We start from the raw sequence: 20,272 nt of genomic DNA, 5'->3' as shown, positions 1-20,272 counted from the left end.
CGCCACCAGATTGTCTTCCAGGTGATAGAGGAAGGAGCCGCCGCCGGTCTTCATGCCGAGCGGCCAGCCGAAGGAGTGCTGCACCAGGCCCGGCCGATGGTTCTCGGACTTGACCTGCCAGAGCTCCTTGATGCCGATGCCGAATTTTTGCGGTTCACGGTCTTTCTGCAGATCGAACTTGGCGATCAGCTGCTTGGCGAGCGAACCGCGCACGCCCTCGCCGATCAGCACATATTTGCCGAGCAGTTCCATGCCGCGGGTATAGTTCGGGCCGGGTTCGCCGTTCTTCTCGATGCCCATGTCGCCGGTGGCAACGCCGGTCACCGCACCCTCGTCATTGTAGAGCACTTCTACTGCGGCAAAACCCGGATAGATCTCGACGCCGAGTTCTTCGGCCTTGGTCGCCAGCCAGCGACAGACGAGGCCGAGCGAGACGATGTAGTTGCCGTGATTGTTCATCAGGGGCGGCATCAGCACATTCGGCAGGCGAACAGAGCCGGCCGGACCGAGCAGCAGGAAGTGATCTGATGTGACCTTGGTCTTGAACGGATGATCGGCCTCGTCGCGCCAGCCGGGCAACAGCCGGTCGATGCCGATCGGGTCGACCACGGCGCCCGAGAGGATATGCGCGCCAACTTCCGCGCCCTTCTCCAGCACGACGACCGACAGCTCCGGATTGACCTGCTTCAACCGGATCGCCGCCGCAAGACCGGCAGGACCGGCGCCGACGATCACCACGTCGAATTCCATGCTCTCTCGACTTTCGTCTGCGTGTTCTTCAGTCATGATAAATGCCTGACAAATCTCGATGTTGGGATGAGATGGGGATCAGCGAGTTGGCCGAGCTGGAACGTATCCGTAGTCGTAGAACCCGCGTTGTGTCTTGCGACCGAGCCAGCCAGCTTCGACATATTTGACCAGCAGCGGGCATGGACGGTATTTGCTATCAGCCAACCCTTCGTGAAGGACCTGCATGATGGAGAGGCATGTGTCCAAACCGATAAAATCTGCCAGTTCGAGTGGCCCCATCGGATGATTGGCGCCGAGCTTCATGCCGGTGTCTATGGCTTCTACGTTTCCAACACCCTCATAAAGAGTGTAGATCGCTTCGTTGATCATAGGGATGAGGATACGATTTACGATGAAAGCCGGAAAATCTTCGGAGACGGTGACCGTTTTGCCGATGGATTCGGCGAAATCCTTGGCTATGGCAAATGTCTCTTGATCAGTTCCGATGCCGCGAACCAGCTCTACGAGCTTCATAACCGGTACGGGATTCATGAAGTGTATCCCTATAAAACGATTGGGCCTGTCGGTTGACGCCGCGAGCCGCGTTATGGAGAGCGACGATGTGTTCGTCGCCAAGATCGCGTCAGGCTTCAGCACGGTGCACACATCCGTAAAGACTTTCCTCTTGATGTCTTCATTCTCGCTGACCGCTTCGACGACCAAATCGGCAGTCGCCAGATCCGAAAGGGAGAACGCTCCCTTTATTCGGGAGATGGCCTGCTCAGCCGCCTCGCCCGGCATTTTGCCGGTTTCCGCCTGGCGCCCGAAATATCCGGCGCTCGCTTCGATGCTCGCGCGAATTCGACTTTTGTCGAGATCGTAAATCAGCGCCTCATACCCGTGTCTCGTCACGACCTCGACGATCCCAGTACCCATTTGTCCGGCACCGATGACGGCGACGGTAGAAATCCTATTCACTACAGGCATGCTGCCTCTCGCTAATCCGGAGGTTGAAGGACGGATCTGTGCCGAATAGACTATCGGGGAATTAGGAGAACGCCTGGAGGTCCGTCTGGGCACGCCCAAGGATCAGGGCATGGACGTCGTGGGTCCCTTCGTAAGTGTTGACCGTCTCCAAGTTCTGCGCGTGGCGCATGACGTGATATTCGATCTGAATGCCGTTGCCGCCATGCATATCCCGGGCTTGCCGAGCGATATCCAGCGCCTTTCCGCAGTTGTTACGCTTGACGAGCGAGACCATTTCCGGGGCCATCTTGTGCTCATCCATCAGCCGGCCAACGCGAAGCGAACCCTGCAGTCCGAGCGTGATTTCGGTCATCATATCGGCGAGCTTCTTTTGATAAAGCTGCATCCCTGCAAGCGGCTTCCCGAACTGTTTGCGGTCCAGGCCGTATTGACGAGCGCGGAACCAGCAGTCCTCTGCGGCTCCCATAACGCCCCAAGAGATGCCGTAGCGGGCGCGGTTGAGGCAGCCAAACGGCCCCTTGAGGCCGGAAACGCCGGGCAGAAGCGCATCCTCGGTGACTTCGACACCGTCCATTACGATTTCGCCTGTGATCGAGGCACGCAGCGAAAGCTTGCCACCAATCTTCGGGGCCGAAAGGCCCTTCATGCCCTTTTCGAGAACGAAGCCGCGTATTTCATTGTTGTGAGCCTCGGACTTGGCCCATACGACGAAGACATCGGCAATCGGCGAGTTCGAGATCCACATCTTCGAGCCGCGCAATCGGTAGCCGCCCTCAATTTTCTCGGCGCGGGTTTTCATACCGCCGGGATCTGAGCCTGCGTCAGGCTCAGTCAGGCCGAAACAGCCAATCAGTTCACCCGAAACGAGGCCCGGCAGGTACTTCTTCTTCTGCTCGCCAGAGCCGTAGGCGTAGATCGGATAAATGACCAGCGAGGACTGCACACTCATCATCGAGCGATATCCGGAGTCGATGCGCTCGACCTCGCGAGCGACCAGACCATAGGCAACATAGGATGCGTTCGCGGCCCCGTACTCTTCAGGCAGCGTCACCCCAAGAAGGCCAGTCTGCCCCATCAACCTGAACAGCTCGGGGTCGGTCGCTTCTTCGAGATAGGCGTCCTGGACGCGCGGCAAGAGTTCGGATTCTGCGAAAGCCGCAGCGGACTCGCGGATCATCCGTTCATCTTCGGTCAGCTGATCGTCGAGCAGAAACGGGTCGTTCCAAGTAAAGGCCAAGATGGTCGTCCTCCCATTGAGGTTTTTGGCAGTTCGAATTTGACGGAATTAAAGCCGCTTTTTCGCAACTGAGAAAGCGAGGTTTACTCATCGGCCCATGAGCTATAGTAATAGCTCATGGCAAACCTCTCGCGAAGGCTCCTTCCCTCCACCTCGGCTCTCGCGGCGTTCGATTCCGTCGCGCGGATGGGCACCTTCTCTGCGGCAGCGGAGGAGCTTTCCCTGACACAGGGAGCCATCAGTCGGCAGATCGCGTCGCTGGAGGAACAACTCGGCGTTTTACTGTTCGAGCGCACCAGCCGTGGTGTCAACCTCACAGAGGCGGGCACAAACTATGCCCGTGCAATTGCCAACGCTCTTGCGGAAATTCGTTCCGCTTCACTGCAGGCCATGACCCAACAACATAGCGATCAACTCAATCTTGCCATCTTGCCGACATTCGGCACCCGCTGGTTGATGCCGCGCATTCCGCGATTTGTCGCCAGACACCCCGAGATCACGTTGAACTTCGCCACACGCATTGGCGTGTTCGATTTCGATCGCGACGACATAGATATGGCGATTCATATCGGCCAGCCCGATTGGCCCGGTGCGGAAAGCACATTTCTTATGGAAGAGATGGTAGCACCGATCGCGTCGCCACTTTTTCTCAGTTCACATCCCATCGTGAAGGTCGAAGATCTGCTTCGCCTGCCGCTGCTGCAGATGGCGTCCCGTCCCGGGGCCTGGAGCCATTTTTTTGAAAGCCTCCAGGTCAACGGCACCCCGTCGCAGGCCATGCGGTTCGAACAGTTCAGCAATGTGGCCCAAGCCTGCATTGCTGGATTGGGGCTCGCGTTGATGCCGCTTTTCCTCATCGACTCCGAGCTCGCAAATGGCCAGCTCGTTCAAGCCTTTCCACATCAGGTCAAAAGCACCAGCGCCTATTATGCGGTCGCGCCGCTGAGCAGGAAGGACTTCCGGCCTGTCGTTGCGTTCCGCGCATGGTTGCTGGAAGAGGTCGCGCGTTACCAGGAAGGCATTATCGGCTGATAGCGGGAGCCGATGAAACCATACCTAAGACACCTTTGATAAATCTGGGATGTGCCAGGGGCTTCGCCATCTGTGCGCCTTTCGCTCCTGTTCGTTTGCGAGCGTCGCTTGACTCCTCGGTTAAATCCTGTCAATTTATGCTAACGTTAGCACAAGGAATGCGCATTTGCACCTTCAATTGCAGAAAGCAAGCATGCAGGCGAAACGCCTCACGACCAGCAAGGCTCTGGTGAAGGACGTTCGGCTGCTCGGCCGCCTGTTGTGCGAGGCTATTGAAGCAAGCGACGGCAAAGAAGCCCGTGAGGTCGTGGAACAGGTCCGCAGCCTCTCGGTTACCGGTCACAGAAGGACCGGCCCGCACCTGAACGACAAGCTCGCCCCGTTTTGTGCAACCATGCCTCCCCAAACCCTCAAGCGTGTGATCCGCGCGTTCAGCCAGTTTTCTCAACTCGTGAACATTGCCGAAGACGCACACCAAACCAGGATGCAGCGCTTCAGCATCGTCGATCGTGAACCTGCCATGCCGGGAACAATTGCCAGATCGCTTTCCGTTCTGGCTGCGGCCGGGGTAGAGGCGAAAGATATCCGCAGACTGCTTCTTGAAGCGGTCGTCTCGCCCGTTTTCACAGCGCACCCGACTGAGGTTCGGCGCAAGAGCGTTATCGAAATCGAGCAGGAGCTTGCACGATGCCTGACGCAGCTCGACCAAGCCGGCCTGATTGAGCAGGAGATAGGTCGGTATCAAGAGGACTTGGAAAGGGCGACGACGACGCTTTGGCAAACGAACAGCCTTCGGGGACGGCGACTTCAGGTCGTGGATGAAATCCTCAATGGCTTGTCCTATTACGACAGCACCATTTTCCGGGTGATCCCGGAGGTATACGAGATTCTCGAAGATCAGCTTCGAGACTCACCCTGGAGTATCGGCGAGGACACGCTGCCGCCATTCCTGCGCATGGGTTCCTGGATCGGTGGCGACCGGGATGGCAATCCCTATGTCAACGGCGAAACCCTGAGAGAGGCGCTCCGGTTGCAAAGTGAGAGAGTTTTCTCGTTCTATCTCGGCGAACTGCACAGCCTTGGCGCCGAACTTTCCTTGGATGACCGGTATGTGAAAGTCTCGCAGGAGCTTCAGCGCCTCGCGACCGACTCCCCCGACAGATCGGAGCGGCGCCGACACGAGCCATATCGCCTGGCGATCTCGGGCATGTATGCTTGCCTGGCGGCCACGGCGCGTAAGTTCGGCAGCACGGAACTGGTTCGCGAACCTGTGGCGGCCGCCCCTTCCTACCTGTGCCCTGCCGAATTCGCCAAAGACTTGGCGACGATCAGCAAATCCCTGACAGCCAATGGCGCAGAAAATATCGCAACTGGAAAACTGCGCAGACTCCAACGCGCCGTGGACGTCTTCGGTTTTCACCTTGCCAGTCTGGATTTAAGACAGAATTCCGAGGTTCATCAACGGGTTGTTCATGAGCTTTTCGAGAACGTGCGGCCTGGCACACGTTACGAGGCGTTGGCCGAGAGTGACAAGATCCGCTTGCTCACCGAGGAACTGCGGTCTTCCCAGCTGTTGATTACACCGCTCAGGACCTATTCGGCCGAGACGGTGTCGGAGCTTTCCGTTCTGCGTGAAGCTGCCCAAGCCCATAAGCGCTATGGCCGCGTCAGCGTCCCCAATTACATCATTTCGAAGGCCGGAAGCCCTTCCGACCTTCTGGAGGTCATGGTCCTGTTCCGTGAGACGGGGCTGTTCCGGCCCGATGAGCCCGAAGCGGCGTCAATGAACATCATACCTCTTTTCGAGACGATCTCGGATCTTCGAAGGTCGCATGACGTGATGCAAACAGTTTTGGCCGTCGAAGCCTATCGGACATATGTGGAAGCGCTCGGCGGCAAACAGGAAATTATGCTCGGCTATTCGGACAGCAACAAGGATGGCGGTTATCTGACTTCGGGATGGGAACTGTATAAGGCAGAAACGGCCTTCATCCAGCTCTTTGAGCGTGAAGGCGTTCGCCTCAGCCTGTTTCACGGTCGCGGCGGTTCCGTGGGCCGCGGTGGCGGCCCAAGCTATGAAGCCATCACCGCCCTGCCCTCTGGCGCGGTTGCCGGATCGATACGGCTGACGGAGCAAGGTGAAGTCATTGCGGCGAAATATTCCAATCCGGCACTGGGTCGTCGGAATCTCGAACTTCTTATAGCCGCGACGCTGGAAGCGTCCCTGCTGCCTTCCGACGCACAAGAGCCGGATCCCGAATATCTTGGCGCCATGGAGGAACTATCCGACCTGGCCTTTGGCGCCTATCGCCGTTTGGTTTACGAGACCGAGGGGTTTGAACGGTTCTTCTGGGAAGCAACGATCATCGGCGAAATCGCAAAACTGAACATTGGCAGCCGCCCAGCCTCACGCAGTTCCTCATGTCGCATCGAAGACCTGCGAGCGATACCCTGGGTGTTCGGCTGGTCGCAGAGCCGCATGATGTTGCCGGGTTGGTTTGGATTCGGTTCGGCCGTGCGACAATGGCTGGCCGGACACCCCGACGGATTGCAAATTCTTCAGGGAATGCACCGGGACTGGCCTTTCTTCCAGACACTGATTGCGAACATGGAGATGGTGTTGGCCAAGACCAACATGGCGATCGCGGCGCGGTATGTGGGCCTCACCCCTGATGCATCCACCCATGAGAAGATTTTTGCACGCATAAAAGACGAATGGGAAGCGACGACAACTGCGCTATTCGGCATAACGGATCAGGCCTCGCTGCTCGCGAATAATCCGGCACTCAAGCAGTCGATCCATCATCGCTTTCCCTGCCTCGACCCGCTTAACCACATGCAGATCGACCTTCTTCGTCGCCACCGTGCCGGAGAAGGCGATCAGGACACTGAAGAGGCGCTGCATCTGACCATCAACGGAATTGCAGCAGGGCTACGAAACAGCGGGTAAAGTGCGGCAATGTGGATGGCGTAAGCCTATTTTTCTTGACCTTGACAAAGCCGCTGCGCTAACGTTCGCATAAAATTGGGAGGAAATTCATGACACGAACCGTGCTGTTGACGGACTACGCCTGGCCGGATGACAAAGTGGAGCGGGAGGTAATCGAGCGGGCCGGGCTTACCCTCGTCAGCGGTCCGGCCGAGCCGTCTCCGCCTGCTGAGATCGACGCTTTGGCTGCAAAGCATCAGCCGGACGCGATTCTGACCTGCTGGGCTCAAGTTAGCGAGACGGCAATCGCTGCGTCTCCTAACCTCAAGATCGTTGCTCGTCTCGGAGTTGGCCTGGACAATATTGCAGTCGATGCAGCGACGGAGCGGGGGATATGGGTGACGAATGTTCCCGATTATTGCGTTGCAGAAGTGTCTGACCACGCCGTGGGTTTTGCGATTGCCTGGGCCCGCGGGCTGATCCACTTCGACCGCGAGGTTCGCTGCGGGCGCTGGGACCCGGCTTCGGCAAATCTCCGCAGGCTTTCGGAGCTGACCTGCGGCATCGTTGGGTTTGGTCGTATCGGCCGTGCGACGGCAGCAAAAATGCAGGCGCTCGGATGCCGGGTTAGAGCACATGATCCCCATGCCTCGAATGTTCCTGTGGATGTGGAGCTTGCCGACTTCGATAGACTTCTGGCCTCGAGCGATATCGTCATCGTCCATGCGCCGCTCTCGCCGGCGACGCGTCATCTGATCAACAGGGACGCCATCTCGAAGATGCGTCGCGGAAGCCTGCTGATCAACGTCAGCCGAGGCGGCGTTGTCGATACGGCCGCCGTGATCGAGGGTTTGGAATCCGGCATTCTGAGCGGCGTCGGCCTTGATGTCCTCGAGGATGAACCACGCGTTCCACAGGAGCTGATCGCTCATCCCGGCGCGATGATCACTCCGCACGTCGCCTTCTCCTCGGATGCTTCGCTGATCGAGCTGCGTCGCCGGGCGGCGGAGGAAGTCGTCAGGGTTCTCTGCGGAGAGAAGCCTGAACAACCCCGCAACAGCCCCCGCCGCTAATGCCGCAAGGACACTGGGTTCATGTCTGTAGATGAGATGACGATTTTCGATGAGTTCTTGCTGAAGAGCGGTTTGAGGAGCGCTTCCGAGGAGGCGGTCTACAAGCCTCTGACGGGTGGTGTTTCTTCAGATATCTACCGTGTGGAGCTTCCTGGCCGGCTCATCTGCGTGAAACGCGCACTTCCCAAGCTCAAGGTATCCGCCGATTGGCAGGCGCCGGTGTCGAGAAATGTGTACGAATGGAACTGGATATCCTTCGTAGCGCAACACTTCCCTTCTGCCGTTCCGACGCCTCTCGCACACGACGCGTCGTCTGGCATCTTCGCCATGGCGTTTCTTCCCGGCGATCAATATCCGCTGTGGAAGACCGACCTGCTCCACGGAAGCGTTGACCGAAAAGCGGCAGAGCTAACGGGCCGGCGAATTGGACAGATCCATTCCGTCAGCGCCCGCACATCGGGGTTGTCGGAAAAGTTTGATTCTGGACCGAATTTCTATGCTCTTCGGCTCGAGCCCTATCTGGTGGCGACCGCCGCCAAACATCCCTTCGTCAGCGATCGCCTGGCAGAGCTGGTTCAGCGCACGGCCGAAACAAAGCTGGCGCTCGTCCACGGCGACGTCAGCCCGAAGAACATCCTGCTGGGCAAGAACGGCCCTGTGTTCCTGGATGCCGAATGCGCCTGGTTTGGCGACCCGGCTTTCGACCTCGCCTTCTGCCTCAACCATCTATTGTTGAAGAAGGTCGTCGCCGGACAGGCAGCATCTGAGCTCGCATCGTCATTCGCGGCGTTGACGGCAGCCTACCTGGATCAGGTCGACTGGGAGGATCGGGACGCTCTCGAGGCTCGGGCTGCAAGCTTGTTGCCCGCTCTCTTCCTCGCCCGGGTCGACGGCAAATCGCCCGTCGAATACATAACCGACGAATGCCAGCGCGAAACGGTCCGCAAAGCCGCCATCCCGCTGATCGCATCGCCTCGGCAAAAGCTGGCTGACGTAGCGCAGGCCTGGTTTCCATAACGGAACCCCACTCCTCAGGCAGCGGCATTTTTCTTTGCCGCTGCACCGATAACCGCGCGGCCCTTGTGAAATGGTCAGAAGAGCGAAACAACGACTTTCGGGCAAGAATTCCCATCACCACGACAAAACCGACATGACACTCTCGAAGCGGCGCGCGCGTCACATCGGGCGGTCGAGTAGCATAGGCCGCTGAGGTTTCGCCTGCCAACTGAGGCTTCGCCCGTGAAAGCGGCGCATTCATTAAAAGAGAGTATAATAAGCCATCGCGCTGGTCCCGCGATGGCAGATAAAGACTTTACATCTGCTTCGGCTCAGAACCGAGCGACCCAGCTTTCGAAAGCAACCAGGAAGCTCTCGATGAACTTCTGGGTTCCTTCATTGAGGAAGACCCCGTGATCGCCCACTAATTTGTCGGCCGTGCTCAGGTAAACTTCAGGCTGGGGCATGGTCGGCACGTTGATGTTGGTCAGGATAACCCTGAGCTGAAGTGCCGCGGCTGCGCCGCCGATGAGACCGGGAGAAGCGCCAGTCACCGCACCGGGCTTGTGATCCCACACGCTTTTTCCGAAGGGGCGAGAACCGACTTCGATCGCATTCTTCAATGCCGCGGGTACGGATCTATTGTATTCAGGCGTCACGAAGATCGCGCCATCGCAAGCCTTGATGCGCTCGCGGAAGGATGTCCATTCCGTTGGCGGCGTCTCCGTCTCCAAGTCTTGGTTATAGAGCGGAAGCTCGCCGATCGGCACGATTTCCAGGTTCAGTCCGCCGGGCGCCACTTTCTGCATTGCACGGGCGAACTTCAGGTTGATCGAAGCCTGACGAAGGCTTCCGACCAGGACCGCGATATCTTTCTTGGACATGTTCTCTCTTCTCGCGCGAGGGATGCGCCGGCGATAGCCGGCGCCGGTGATTGTTACTGATAAGAGGCAGGGACCGGAGGAATGACCACATAGTTGCTGAAGCCGCCATCGCGTTCGCCAATGCCTGATATGGCTTCGTTCACCCGCTCAAGCGGATAGATCTTGTGCTCGAGATACGACAGGTCGAGCACACCGGTGCGGACCATGTCTGCCATTTCCTGCCCCTGCGCAGCGCTGAACCAGTTCGAGCCGATGAGTTGAACTTGCTCGTCCATCAGCCACTTCACGTCGACTGGAACATCTTCTGCGACGCCACCAACGACAACCACGCGGCCGCCCCGACGAACTCCGCGCATGGAGTCGACCACGGTCGCGGCGGGGGCTCTCGCGCCCAGCGCACTGATAACGAAGTCCACTCCCTCGCCACCGGTTTGGGCCTTCGCCCATTCTCCGGTCGAGCCTTCGCCGAGCACGATGGTGTCGATGCGGTCAGGGGCAATGGCTTTTACGCGGCCCAGCAATTCCCTGCTTCTGCCGGTGCCCAGTATTTTGGAGATCCCCATCGCAAGACCGAGCTTGGTTGCCGCGACACCAAGCGTACCGGTGATCCCGTCGATGAGGCAAACCTGACCAGGTCCAGCCTGTGCATTCTTCAGGGCGCCGTAGGATGTACCGAGGTAACCGAAGCGGCCGGCCTGCTCGAAGCTGAGGTTATCCGGCAGGCACACGAGCGAGTATTCCGGGGCGGTCATGAATTGGCTGAAGCCGCCGTACGGATAAAGATCAAAGATCCTTTGACCATCGCGGCTGGTGCTGAAGTACCCATTCAAGGTGTAGTAGCGGCATTGGCTGCGGTTGCCTGACCGGCACGCCTTGCAAGAACCGCAGGATCTGAGAGGGCTTACATAGACACGATCGCCAATCTTGACATTGGTGACCGCCTCGCCGACTTCGGCGACGACCCCGGCTGGGTCCAAACCAAACACAGCCGGAAACTTCGGCAGTGGCTGGTGGGGGAACCAGGTTGGCCAATTATTGATGACGTTGGCCATGTTGGGCACGATACCGCAGGCCCTGACCTGCACCAGCACGTCGTTGGGCCGGGGCGTGGGAATCGGAATCTCATCCAGCGACATCGGCTGATGCAGAGCATGCAGCCGAGCGGCGATCATAGTTTTAACCATTAACTCCTCCATAGGGACATCGGTCGGACCGTGCCCGACCGAATGCATTTTTTTGCAGTTTCAGACAGGTGCGCGGCACAGTGCCGAGCGGCATTCGTCAGGGGACCAGGAACTCCTTCCCAGCCGGTCGGAAATCCGCAGGCCAGACAGTCACCCAATCCTTTCCTTGAACTTGCTTGAGCTTCGTCGATGGCTTCCCGGCATTGAACTTGCCGTCGAAAGTCCTTGGTCCGACGACCGTCTCGACGGTATTCGAGCGCAACCACGCAGCCATCGCGGCGTCGTCCAATTTCCCCGCCCCTTCTGCTGCCGCTGCAAGGATTTGCCACGCAGCATATTCGACCGCAGCCTGATACTCCGTACGCGGATAGGGGAAACCCGCCGCCTTCGCCTTGCTGTCATAAGCGCTTACGAATTCCTGGGCGCCGTGATACGTGAGGAACGGCTCGTGCTCTTCAAACCAGGTCAGAGAGGTCAAGCCGTTCGCCTTGGGGTGAGCTGCGGTCGGGCCGGGCGCCGGGAACAGATAGAATTGGTTCCTGGGCTGGTAGTCGATCCGGCTCATTGCATCGAGAAGCTGCACAGCCTCCATGCCGATCGCACCGGACCACAGCAGGTCCGGATCAGCCGCTTTGATGCGGTTCGCGATTGCGCCGAAGTCCTTCGTGCCGAACTCGTATTCAAGGCCCAGCACGTTCTTGATGCCACGCTTCTCAGCAACTTGCTGGCCGCCCTTGGCGATCGTCAGGGCCGACGGGAATTTGCTCGTGACGAACGCGATCGTCTTGGGAGGGGTCGGCAGGCTCGCATAGGCATCGAGAACAACCTCGGTATCCGTCGATTGCGGCTCGGCCCCGATCGGAAGAGACGGGAACTGCAGAGGATATGGGGCGAGACTGGGGTCCCCCAGGCTGCTCTGAACCAGCATCTTCTTGAACCGGGCGGCAACGCCCATTGCTGCGATGATCGAAGACGTGCCATAGGGCCCCATCAGGAGATCGACCTTATCGGCGGTCACCAGCCGCTCATAGAGCGTTCGAGCATTGGCGGGCAGCGATTGGTCGTCGAGAAGGACAAACTCCACCTTTCGTCCGAGAATACCGCCTTTGGCGTTGATCTGCTCGACGAACACTTCTCCGGCGAGCTTGTGGATTGTGCCTACGCCCGCAAGCGGACCCGTTAACGGCAGCGTTCCGCCGACGCGGACCGGCTCTTCTTGGGCAAAAACTCTCGGCATCGAGCTGAAAGCTGCTACTGCGGCTGCAGACCCGAGGAATGCTCGTCTATTCAGTATCATGGAATTCGCACTCATCTCATCCTCCCAGATGCTTCCGGCATGTCATCATCAGTCTCTGCCGCCGGCGGCAGGTCTCAGCTCTTCGCCAGCCCCTCTGCGTAGCGTTCCAGCGTCATAGGGTTCGGCATTTTCTCGGGGTGCGCCAGCGGTACTCCCGTAAACTCGCTGGCCTCGAAGAACCACCTCGAGACGGCCGGCATTCCCCAATGGACATTGGTGCTAAGGGCTGCCGCGTCCCAACGAATGGGCTCCAATTCCGCGTCTATCGTGGTGTAGTGATTGTTGAAGAACTCCACCCGGTGTCCATCGGGATCGCGCAGGTAGACGAATAGGACTCCGGAAGGGCCATGGCGTCCAGGTCCGCGCTCAACGCTGTCCCCATATCCGTAACGACTGGCAAAATCGCACACGGCGAAGATGTCGCTGCTTTCGGGAACCGTATAAGCAAAATGATGCAGCTGCGGGCCGATGCCCGGCACCAACGCCAGATCGAGGCAGACACCTTTGCGATACATGAAGTTCGCAATGAGATTGTCGCCGGCCGCGATATATTCCGAAGTCCGGAAACCGAGTTCGCCGTAGAACGCGCTTAGACCCAACGGATCGGCGACCATGATCTGGCAATGATCGAGCCCCTGGGCTCGGGCGCCACGATGTTCATGCACCTCGAGGAACTTACGGGGATGGACACTCATGCTGGAGCAAAGCTCGATGCGAGCGCCCGACGGGTCGCTGACGAGCAAGGTCCGCCCTTGATTTCGAACGTCGACCCATTCCGCCGGAAGCCCCTTCTCATCAAAAAAGAACTTGGCCTTGTCGAGGTCCTCCTCCAGAAACACCCGATAACCGATCCGCCTGCACGTCGGCTTCCCGACGGCAGGTGCGAGCACGAGACTGTGATGGCAGGCCTCGGACAATCCGCGAAGGTATGAAACACCGTCCGCGAATTCTGTTTCAATCAGTCCGCCGACATTGAGGTAAAAATCTCGGCTACGCTCCACATCATTAACTTCAAGCACGACGTGGCTGAAGCGCGTGATGTTGAAGGGAGGTTTCAAATTAACAGCCGGAAGCATGTCATCCTCATCTATTTTTGCTAACGTTAGCATAAAAGGGCCGGCTCTTTTGTCAACGCCTGTCATTGAGCGCGACCGGCAACCGGCCCATCCAAAATCTAACCTGCAGCAGCAACCGCGGCTGGCTTTTCAGCCAAGTCTAGCGCCGACCAGCCAGCGAACGAAGCCTCTTTTCCAAGGGCCTCCTCGATACGGAGAACCTCGTTCCACTTGGCCATCCGCTCGGAGCGTGAGAACGATCCGACCTTGAGCTGCTTGGCATCCCAGCCGACCGACAGATGGGCGATCGTCACATCTTCCGTCTCACCGGACCTGGCCGAAACAATTGTTCGAAAACCCGCTTTCTTGGCAACAGAGAGCGCTTCGAACGTCTCTGTGATCGTGCCCGCTTGGTTCGGCTTGATCAGCACCGCATTGGCGCTTTTATCCTTGATCGCTTCGGTTACCCGCGCCGCGTTTGTCACGAAGAAGTCGTCGCCGATGATTTGGCATTTGGAGCCGTAGCGAGCGGTAAATTCCTTGAATCCAGCCGGATCGTCCTCAGCGAGCGGATCCTCGATAGAGACGATTGGATAGGCCTTCAACCAGCCGCCAAGCATGTCGATCATCTCGGCCGTATCGAGCTGCCGATCTTCCAATGCCAGCGAATACTTGCCCTCACGACCGAATTCGGAGGCCGCAATGTCGAGCGATATGGCGACTTCGCCGCCTGGCTTCAGACCGGCGGCCTCGATCGAACGCACCAAGGCGTCGAGAGCTTCTTCATTGCTGGTGAAGGCAGGCCAATAGCCTCCTTCGTCCGCCACGCCCTGGAGCTTTCCGGCACGTTTCATAATGTCGCCTGCCGCGCGGTAGACTTCAGCGGTCCACTCCAAAGCCTCCGCGAAAGTCGAGGCAGCAGGGCACATGACCATGAAATCCTGGACGTCTACCCGGCGTGCTGCATGCGCTCCACCTCCAAAAATCTGGATTTCCGGCAATGGCATCGTAATCCCCCTGTCGGAGCCCGCGAGATACCGCCAGATCGGTTGGCCGGCCGCAGCCGCTGCCGCGTGAAGCAACGCCATCGATGTTGCCACCGATGCATTTCCACCCAGTCTGCTCCGGTTCGGGGTGCCGTCCAGCTCGATGATGGCGTGGTCCAGATCGGCTTGATCATTGGCATTCCGGCCAACCAGCAACTTGGCGATTTCTCCATTGACGGCAGTCAGGGCCTTGTTGATCCCCAAGCCGGCAAGGGCGCTGCCGCCGTCACGAAGGTCGAGCGCCTCGCCAGTGCCGGTCGATGCACCAGCGGGTGCAATGGCCCGGCCGGTCGCACCAGAGGCCAGCTCGATCTCTACCTCAACGGTGGGCCTGCCACGGGAATCCCAGACGCGACGGCCCTGCACTTTTCGGATTTCGGTGTTGGTCATGTTCAGTTGGTCCACAAGGTCAGATTGAAATTGGATCATCGGGCCTCACAGGCCGTCATCATAGTCCGTCATATCGGGGGTCCGTGCGCCAACCAGCACCACGGCGATGGTTGCCGGTTTGTCGCTCTTGTTTCGCCAGGCGTGACGCGTTCCGTTCTGTACGAAGGCGTCGAATTGGCGCAAATGGGTCTCATTGCCACCGTCGAGTTCCATCCAGATCTCGCCGTCCAGAACAATTCCATAATCGACGGTGGGAGTTTGATGTTTGCCATCCGGCTCGAAGCGCTCGGCCAAACCTGGACTGACCGCCAGGTTCTCCGCGAGTGCCGCCGGACCATCAAAATCCGGAGACATAAAAACGGCATCTGGTGGGAACGTTAGCACTAGGAAGCGGGTTTCGCCGGGCTCCGGAACGAAGCTTGTGACCAGCGGAGTTGGATCGGTTCCGTTGAATGGAATGGCCGTGGACGTCGAAGTCGACCAGATCATCCGCGATACCAATCCAGGGATCGTCCTGAATATGTCTGTGCGGGGAACGGCGCCGTCCTGGGCGAACCGGGCAGCACCCTGACTGCCGTGTTCCGTCACGACGCGCCGGAGATGTAAGGGAACTCTCCCGTTCGAATTTTCAGATACCAAGATACGCCTCCCTGATGCTTGGATCATTGATAAGAACCTCCGGCGCTCCGGAGGCCGTTACGCGGCCTTGCTCGATCACGTAGGCCTGATGGGCAATTTCTAGCGCCTTGTTCACGTTCTGCTCGACGAGCAGCACCGCTACGCCTCGCTCATTGATCATCTGGATGATTTTGAACATTTCCCCGACGATCAAAGGCGACAGCCCGAGCGACGGCTCGTCCATGAGCAAGACGCGCGGCTTGGCCATCAGGCCACGGCCGATCGCAACCATTTGCTGCTGCCCACCCGACAAGGAGCCCGCCAACGAATCCTGGCGCTCTTTCAGAATAGGGAAAAGCTGAAACACCTCAGCGAGCGTGGCGTCGCGCTCCGCCCGAGCGACCGAGCGGTAGGCACCGAGCAACAGATTGTCGAGGACCGTCATCGCCGTGAAGAGACGGCGCCCTTCCGGGACCACTGCTATGCCGTAATCGCAGACCCGATGGCTCGGCACCTTGGAAACGTCGTTACCCTCGATAACGATCTTTCCTTTGTGCGGCCGGAGAATTCCGGCGATGGCATTGACCAGCGTGCTCTTCCCTGCCCCGTTCGGACCGACGACCGAAACGATCTCGCCTGGTTTTACACTGATAGACAGGTCCCACAGAGCAATCGCATCTCCGTAGCCGACCTCGATCTTATCGACCTCAAGCAGCATGACTGGCCCCCAAGTATACGCTGACCACAGCGGGATCTCTCATCGTTTCGCTTGGATGCCCAAGCGCCAGGACCTTGCCTTGATCCAGTACCGCGACGCGGTCCGCCAAAGCGACAACCGCCCGCATGAGGTGTTCAACGAAGATGATCGTCGTACCGCCAGCCTTGATCCGCTTGATCATTTCAACCGCGTGGTCGACCTCGGCCGGATTCAAGCCACAGAGCACCTCATCGAGCAGAAGCAGACGCGGTTTTGCGGCCAGCGCTCTCGCGAATTCGACAAACTTTCGGTCATGCAGGTTCAATGCTGCGGGGAGCACGCCGGCCTTCTCAGCCAGGCCGGTAAAGGCGAGCGCCTCCCTAGTAACTGCGTCGACCACAGCCGCGCCCATGCCATCTGCGCTACCAAATTTCGCGCAGAGCTGAACGTTTTCGAGGACAGTCAGATTATCGAACAAGCGCGGGATCTGGTATGTCCGCGCCACGCCCTGTTGCGCGATCAGATGTGGTGACCGACCGGAAATCTCCTCGCCTTCCAATGTGATCGTACCGGAGGTCATGGTGTAGTGGCCGCTGATCATGTTGATCAATGTGGACTTGCCGGAGCCATTCGGCCCAACCAGAGCCAGGATTTCACCCCGCCAAACGTCCAGCGTCACGCCAGTCAAGGCGCGGATACCACCGAACGATTTGGTGACATTCTCGCATTTGAGAAGCACCGGACCGGAACCTGCTGCGGCTAGAGGCGCGAACTGGGTAACGGCCTGAGCAGCCGTCTCCGGTGCGCCAGTTCCGCCGCGCCTGTCGGCAAACCTCCGAATAAGGCTGGGGACGATGCCGGACGGCAGCACCAGGATTACAACTATCAGCGCAAGAGCAACGCCGGCACGGCCGAATTCCGCATGAGCGCCGCTGACGATAGCGCTCTGCAACACGGTGATGATGACCGCGCCGATCGCAGGCCCAGCCCAATGGCGAGCGCCGCCGAGGATGCTCATGAGCACGACATAGAGAGGAACGGTCACCGCAAACGTCTCGCCAACCGTGACGTAGCCTACATATACGGCGTGAATCGCACCCATTCCGCCTGCAAGTGCCGACGAAATCGCAAACGAGATCAGCTTATAGCGAAATGTCGGAACGCCTTTCACCTCTGCAACGTCTTCATCGTCGTGGATTGCGAGCAAGCCCTGACCGAATTTACTGTGAAAGATGAAGTACGATGTCGCCAGCGAAGCAAGAACCGCGATAAGCCCGAACATGTAAAGGGAGCCGGACGCCGTCACACCGATCATCGGGATTTCGATCCCCGAGAGGAATACGCCTGTGCCCGAGTCCAGCGAGGTGTTTGACACAATGGCCGCGACAACGAACGTCACCGACAGCGTCAGCAGCGCGAAGAACTCACCGCGCAGAGCTGCGGAACGAAAGACAACCAAGCCAATCAGAGCGGCGATCGCGGCCGCCAGCAGCGCTGCAGCAGGTATCGTCGCGACGAAAGGCCACGACAACTGCGTCGTCAGCGTGGCGGTTGTGTAGACACCAATCCCGAAAAATGCTGCGTGACCAAAACTCCAGTAACCCGTGTAACCGCTCAGGATGCCCCAGCTCGTCGCCAGCACGACCCAGAAGAAGATGATGTACAGATAGGAAAGGTAGTAATCCGCCATTCCCAGGTAAGGCAGCAGGGCCAGGACCGCTACGATAGGCGCCGTGATTAGAAGCTTTTTCATAGTCAAATCACCGGTTTGCGCAAGAGGATGACGATGAGCACGCTGAATGCTACGAGCGGCGCCCAAGCGGGATTCACAACGGACATGGTAAGGCTTTCAGCCACGCCAATCAGCATTCCGGCGCCCAGTGCACCGATGGGGCTGCCCAATCCTCCAATGATGGCGACGGCAAATACGACCCCTATCCAGGCCTCGATTTGAGATGGTGCCAAAGTTCCGATCAGGGCGACGAAAACACCCGCGATGCCCGCTGTCGCAGAGCAAAGGCCAGCCAGAATATATGACACGCGAGCAGAATTGATGCCGAAGGCTGACGCTACGGGGGCGTCATGGGCGGCAGCACGCAGCGCCTTTCCGAGCATGGTCTTGTTCAACGCGTACCACGCCGCTCCAGCAAGCACCCCGGCGCAAACAAAGGCGGAAAGATCCAGCACGGGCACAAAGATCGGACCGAGCCGGATGGTGGTCTGGGCATAGGGTGTTTCATAACGAAGGAAGTCAGCCGACCAGATCCATTGGATCAGCGACTCGATCAGGATCGTGACGCCGAACGTCACCAGGAGAGACGCGAATTCCTTCACCTGAAAGCGTACGAACACACTGTGCAGCGCAACGCCGAGTGCGAAAAACAGCGGCGCGATCACCAGAACGCTCAAATATGCCGGGACGCCGTAAACGGTGCCAAACTGATAGGTCAGGTAAGCGCCAAGGAACGCCAGCGCGAAGTGACTGAGGTTCACCAGCTTCAACAAGCCCCAGCTCAGGCTGAGACCCATCGCCAGCAGGCCATAGATCCCACCCAGCAAGACGCCACCAACAGCGGATTGCAAGAAAAGAGCAAGGGTCATCAGCATCCACGTCCTTCTGTGGATACGATGATCGGTTCCAGGAATACCAGACCATCCATACGTTATGCCTCCTCCCATTTGCGCTAACGTTAGCACAAATATTCGTCCCACAACGAAGCCTCCGTGTCAACAGCATTCCGCAGGTTAATTCGTTGGCGGGTCCTTCTGCGAGCGCCGGGGACACCAGGTAAAATATCTAAAATTTTAGATCAACAGTTTGAAAATATAGAAATTTATAAACGCATCTTGATCATCGCACCGATGCATCAGGGGCGAAAATTCGAGCACGTCGATTTGGCATAATCGTTTGCGATTTCGGAGTTTGACAACCGGGGCGTCAATGCTATCGTTGGCGAAAGTGATCATTCGAGCCAAGCACAATGGTAACAATTAAAGATATCGCCGCCACACTGCAAGTTTCACCTTCAACCGTAGGTCGCGCTCTTGCCGACGATCGACGCATCAGCGTCGAGATGAAGCGAAAGGTGAACGAAGCGGCAACTCAAGCGGGGTACGTTGCCAATCGTTCCGCACGCATGATGCGTGGGGTTCAGAGCAATCTCGTTGGGCTGATCGTCCCAGATATCCGGAACAGCTTTTATTCAACTATTGCCCATGCTCTCTCGCGGTGCCTTCTTTCAGCGAATTACCAGCTGACCTTGTGTGAAACCGATGACGACAGAATGCACGAGCTTCGCCACATCAAGGAACTCACAAGCGTCAACGTCGCCGGGATCATTCTGGTCCCGAGCGCAAAACCTCATCCCGATTCTGCGCGAATCCTGAAGATGACGCCTCACATCCAACTACTGCGAAAGGCACCTCTGCTCGGCGAACAATGGTTTGGGATTGATGACAGACGGGCGCTTTACGAAAGCACTGAACATATCATCAATGAAGGTCACAAGCGGATCGCTTATATCGGCGGCACGGAAGAGCTTCCCACTGGCGCAGCCCGCGTGCAGGGTTTCCGGGATGCGGTGAAGAGCTCCGGCCACACGATCACCGTTCATGAGGAACTGGGCGCGCCTTCGTCACCCGAATTCGGACGGGAGGCCGTGCGTCGCCTTCTTTCCTTAAAGGATCGACCGACGGCGCTTGTGATCGGTGCGGTACAAAACACTTCCGGAGTCATTGATGAAATACAGGACCAGGCTTTGCGCGTTCCCCGCGACATTTCCGTCATCGGGTTTGGCGATGAACTTGGGTATCGGTGGTGGGGGCCGGGACTTACGACAGTCCAGTTGCCTGTTTCGGAGTTGGCAACGGCTTGTGGGCTTTGGTTCCTGCATCATCTTCAGAACAAGGGCGACCTAAGCAAGCCCTACAGCTTCATCTCTCCGCCCCAGCTGGTCATTCGCGGCAGCACGAGCGCTCCGTGATCTGCCGCAGCAAGCCGCCAAATCAGAGAGAGGCGCCCGTCCGGCGACGTGCACCTCTCTTTGATTGGCTGCGATTCATCTCATATCCCAAGGCCGGACGCTGAAAGCTCTGGAATGATCTTGATGAGACGCCGC

Annotated in this window: 17 protein-coding genes; 5 read left to right on the top strand and 12 right to left on the bottom strand. The window is 58.3% G+C overall.

The window, feature by feature from the left end; genetic code table 11:
• From MOV76_RS15265 to MOV76_RS15255, 3 genes are all read right to left on the bottom strand, one after another.
• On the bottom strand, positions 1-786 hold a 786-nt coding region (locus MOV76_RS15265), incomplete at its 3' end, for an NAD(P)/FAD-dependent oxidoreductase (RefSeq protein WP_247264800.1).
• 42 nt (positions 787-828) lie between these two features.
• A complete protein-coding gene (locus MOV76_RS15260; protein ID WP_247264799.1) occupies positions 829-1,716 on the bottom strand; it encodes a 3-hydroxybutyryl-CoA dehydrogenase in 888 nt (295 codons plus the stop codon).
• Between the two features lie 61 nt (positions 1,717-1,777).
• Positions 1,778-2,953, bottom strand: a complete 1,176-nt coding sequence (locus MOV76_RS15255) for an acyl-CoA dehydrogenase (protein ID WP_018244734.1) — start codon at positions 2,951-2,953, stop codon at positions 1,778-1,780.
• A gap of 117 nt (positions 2,954-3,070) precedes the next feature.
• Between MOV76_RS15255 and MOV76_RS15250 the strand changes: the two genes are divergently transcribed.
• The 4 genes from MOV76_RS15250 to MOV76_RS15235 all read left to right on the top strand — a co-directional run bounded on the left by MOV76_RS15250 (position 3,071) and on the right by MOV76_RS15235 (position 9,004).
• Complete coding sequence (locus MOV76_RS15250) at positions 3,071-3,985, top strand: LysR family transcriptional regulator (RefSeq protein ID WP_018244733.1); 915 nt, start codon at positions 3,071-3,073, stop codon at positions 3,983-3,985.
• A 193-nt stretch (positions 3,986-4,178) separates the two neighbouring features.
• A complete protein-coding gene (ppc, locus tag MOV76_RS15245; RefSeq protein ID WP_247264798.1) occupies positions 4,179-6,935 on the top strand; it encodes a phosphoenolpyruvate carboxylase in 2,757 nt (918 codons plus the stop codon).
• A gap of 89 nt (positions 6,936-7,024) precedes the next feature.
• On the top strand, positions 7,025-7,987 hold the full coding sequence (locus tag MOV76_RS15240; RefSeq protein WP_018244731.1) for a C-terminal binding protein: 963 nt from the start codon (positions 7,025-7,027) through the stop codon (positions 7,985-7,987).
• 21 nt (positions 7,988-8,008) lie between these two features.
• A complete protein-coding gene (locus MOV76_RS15235; RefSeq protein ID WP_247264797.1) occupies positions 8,009-9,004 on the top strand; it encodes a phosphotransferase family protein in 996 nt (331 codons plus the stop codon).
• 311 nt (positions 9,005-9,315) lie between these two features.
• On the opposite strand, the gene MOV76_RS15230 is transcribed toward MOV76_RS15235, so the two are convergent.
• From MOV76_RS15230 to MOV76_RS15190, 9 genes are all read right to left on the bottom strand, one after another.
• A complete protein-coding gene (locus MOV76_RS15230) occupies positions 9,316-9,867 on the bottom strand; it encodes an NADPH-dependent FMN reductase (protein WP_018447581.1) in 552 nt (183 codons plus the stop codon).
• A gap of 53 nt (positions 9,868-9,920) precedes the next feature.
• Positions 9,921-11,039: an alcohol dehydrogenase catalytic domain-containing protein gene (locus MOV76_RS15225; RefSeq protein WP_018244728.1), complete on the bottom strand. Its 1,119-nt coding sequence runs from the start codon at positions 11,037-11,039 to the stop codon at positions 9,921-9,923.
• A gap of 109 nt (positions 11,040-11,148) precedes the next feature.
• Entirely contained in the window at positions 11,149-12,363 is a 1,215-nt protein-coding gene (locus MOV76_RS15220; RefSeq protein WP_247264796.1) for an amino acid ABC transporter substrate-binding protein, read from the bottom strand.
• 59 nt (positions 12,364-12,422) lie between these two features.
• On the bottom strand, positions 12,423-13,424 hold the full coding sequence (locus tag MOV76_RS15215) for a VOC family protein (RefSeq protein WP_065275882.1): 1,002 nt from the start codon (positions 13,422-13,424) through the stop codon (positions 12,423-12,425).
• Positions 13,425-13,522: 98 nt separating this feature from the next.
• Positions 13,523-14,839 carry a phosphopyruvate hydratase gene (gene eno / locus MOV76_RS15210; protein WP_026188619.1) on the bottom strand — a complete coding sequence of 439 codons (1,317 nt, stop codon included), beginning with the start codon at positions 14,837-14,839 and terminating at the stop codon, positions 13,523-13,525.
• Positions 14,840-14,884: 45 nt separating this feature from the next.
• Positions 14,885-15,478, bottom strand: coding sequence for a cupin domain-containing protein (locus MOV76_RS15205; RefSeq protein ID WP_047616998.1), 594 nt, complete (start codon positions 15,476-15,478; stop codon positions 14,885-14,887).
• A complete protein-coding gene (locus tag MOV76_RS15200) occupies positions 15,468-16,175 on the bottom strand; it encodes an ABC transporter ATP-binding protein (RefSeq protein ID WP_018244723.1) in 708 nt (235 codons plus the stop codon). The genes MOV76_RS15205 and MOV76_RS15200 overlap by 11 nt, the downstream gene beginning before the upstream one ends.
• Positions 16,165-17,907, bottom strand: a complete 1,743-nt coding sequence (locus MOV76_RS15195) for an ABC transporter permease subunit (protein ID WP_047617001.1) — start codon at positions 17,905-17,907, stop codon at positions 16,165-16,167. Before MOV76_RS15195 ends, MOV76_RS15200 begins: the two co-directional genes overlap by 11 nt.
• 2 nt (positions 17,908-17,909) lie before the next feature.
• The gene (locus tag MOV76_RS15190; RefSeq protein ID WP_247264795.1) at positions 17,910-18,761 is read right to left on the bottom strand and encodes a branched-chain amino acid ABC transporter permease; all 852 of its coding nucleotides are present in this window, start codon (positions 18,759-18,761) and stop codon (positions 17,910-17,912) included.
• 374 nt (positions 18,762-19,135) lie between these two features.
• Here MOV76_RS15190 and MOV76_RS15185 point away from each other — a divergent pair, with 374 nt between their 5' ends.
• Positions 19,136-20,137 carry a LacI family DNA-binding transcriptional regulator gene (locus MOV76_RS15185; protein WP_047617004.1) on the top strand — a complete coding sequence of 334 codons (1,002 nt, stop codon included), beginning with the start codon at positions 19,136-19,138 and terminating at the stop codon, positions 20,135-20,137.
• Positions 20,138-20,272: the final 135 nt, after the last annotated feature.

It is taken from the genome of Rhizobium sp. PRIMUS64, assembly GCF_023006465.1.
Lineage (GTDB): Bacteria > Pseudomonadota > Alphaproteobacteria > Rhizobiales > Rhizobiaceae > Rhizobium > Rhizobium leguminosarum.
The sequence above is the reverse complement of the archived record's forward strand: the minus strand, read 5'-3'. Positions and strand labels throughout refer to the sequence as shown.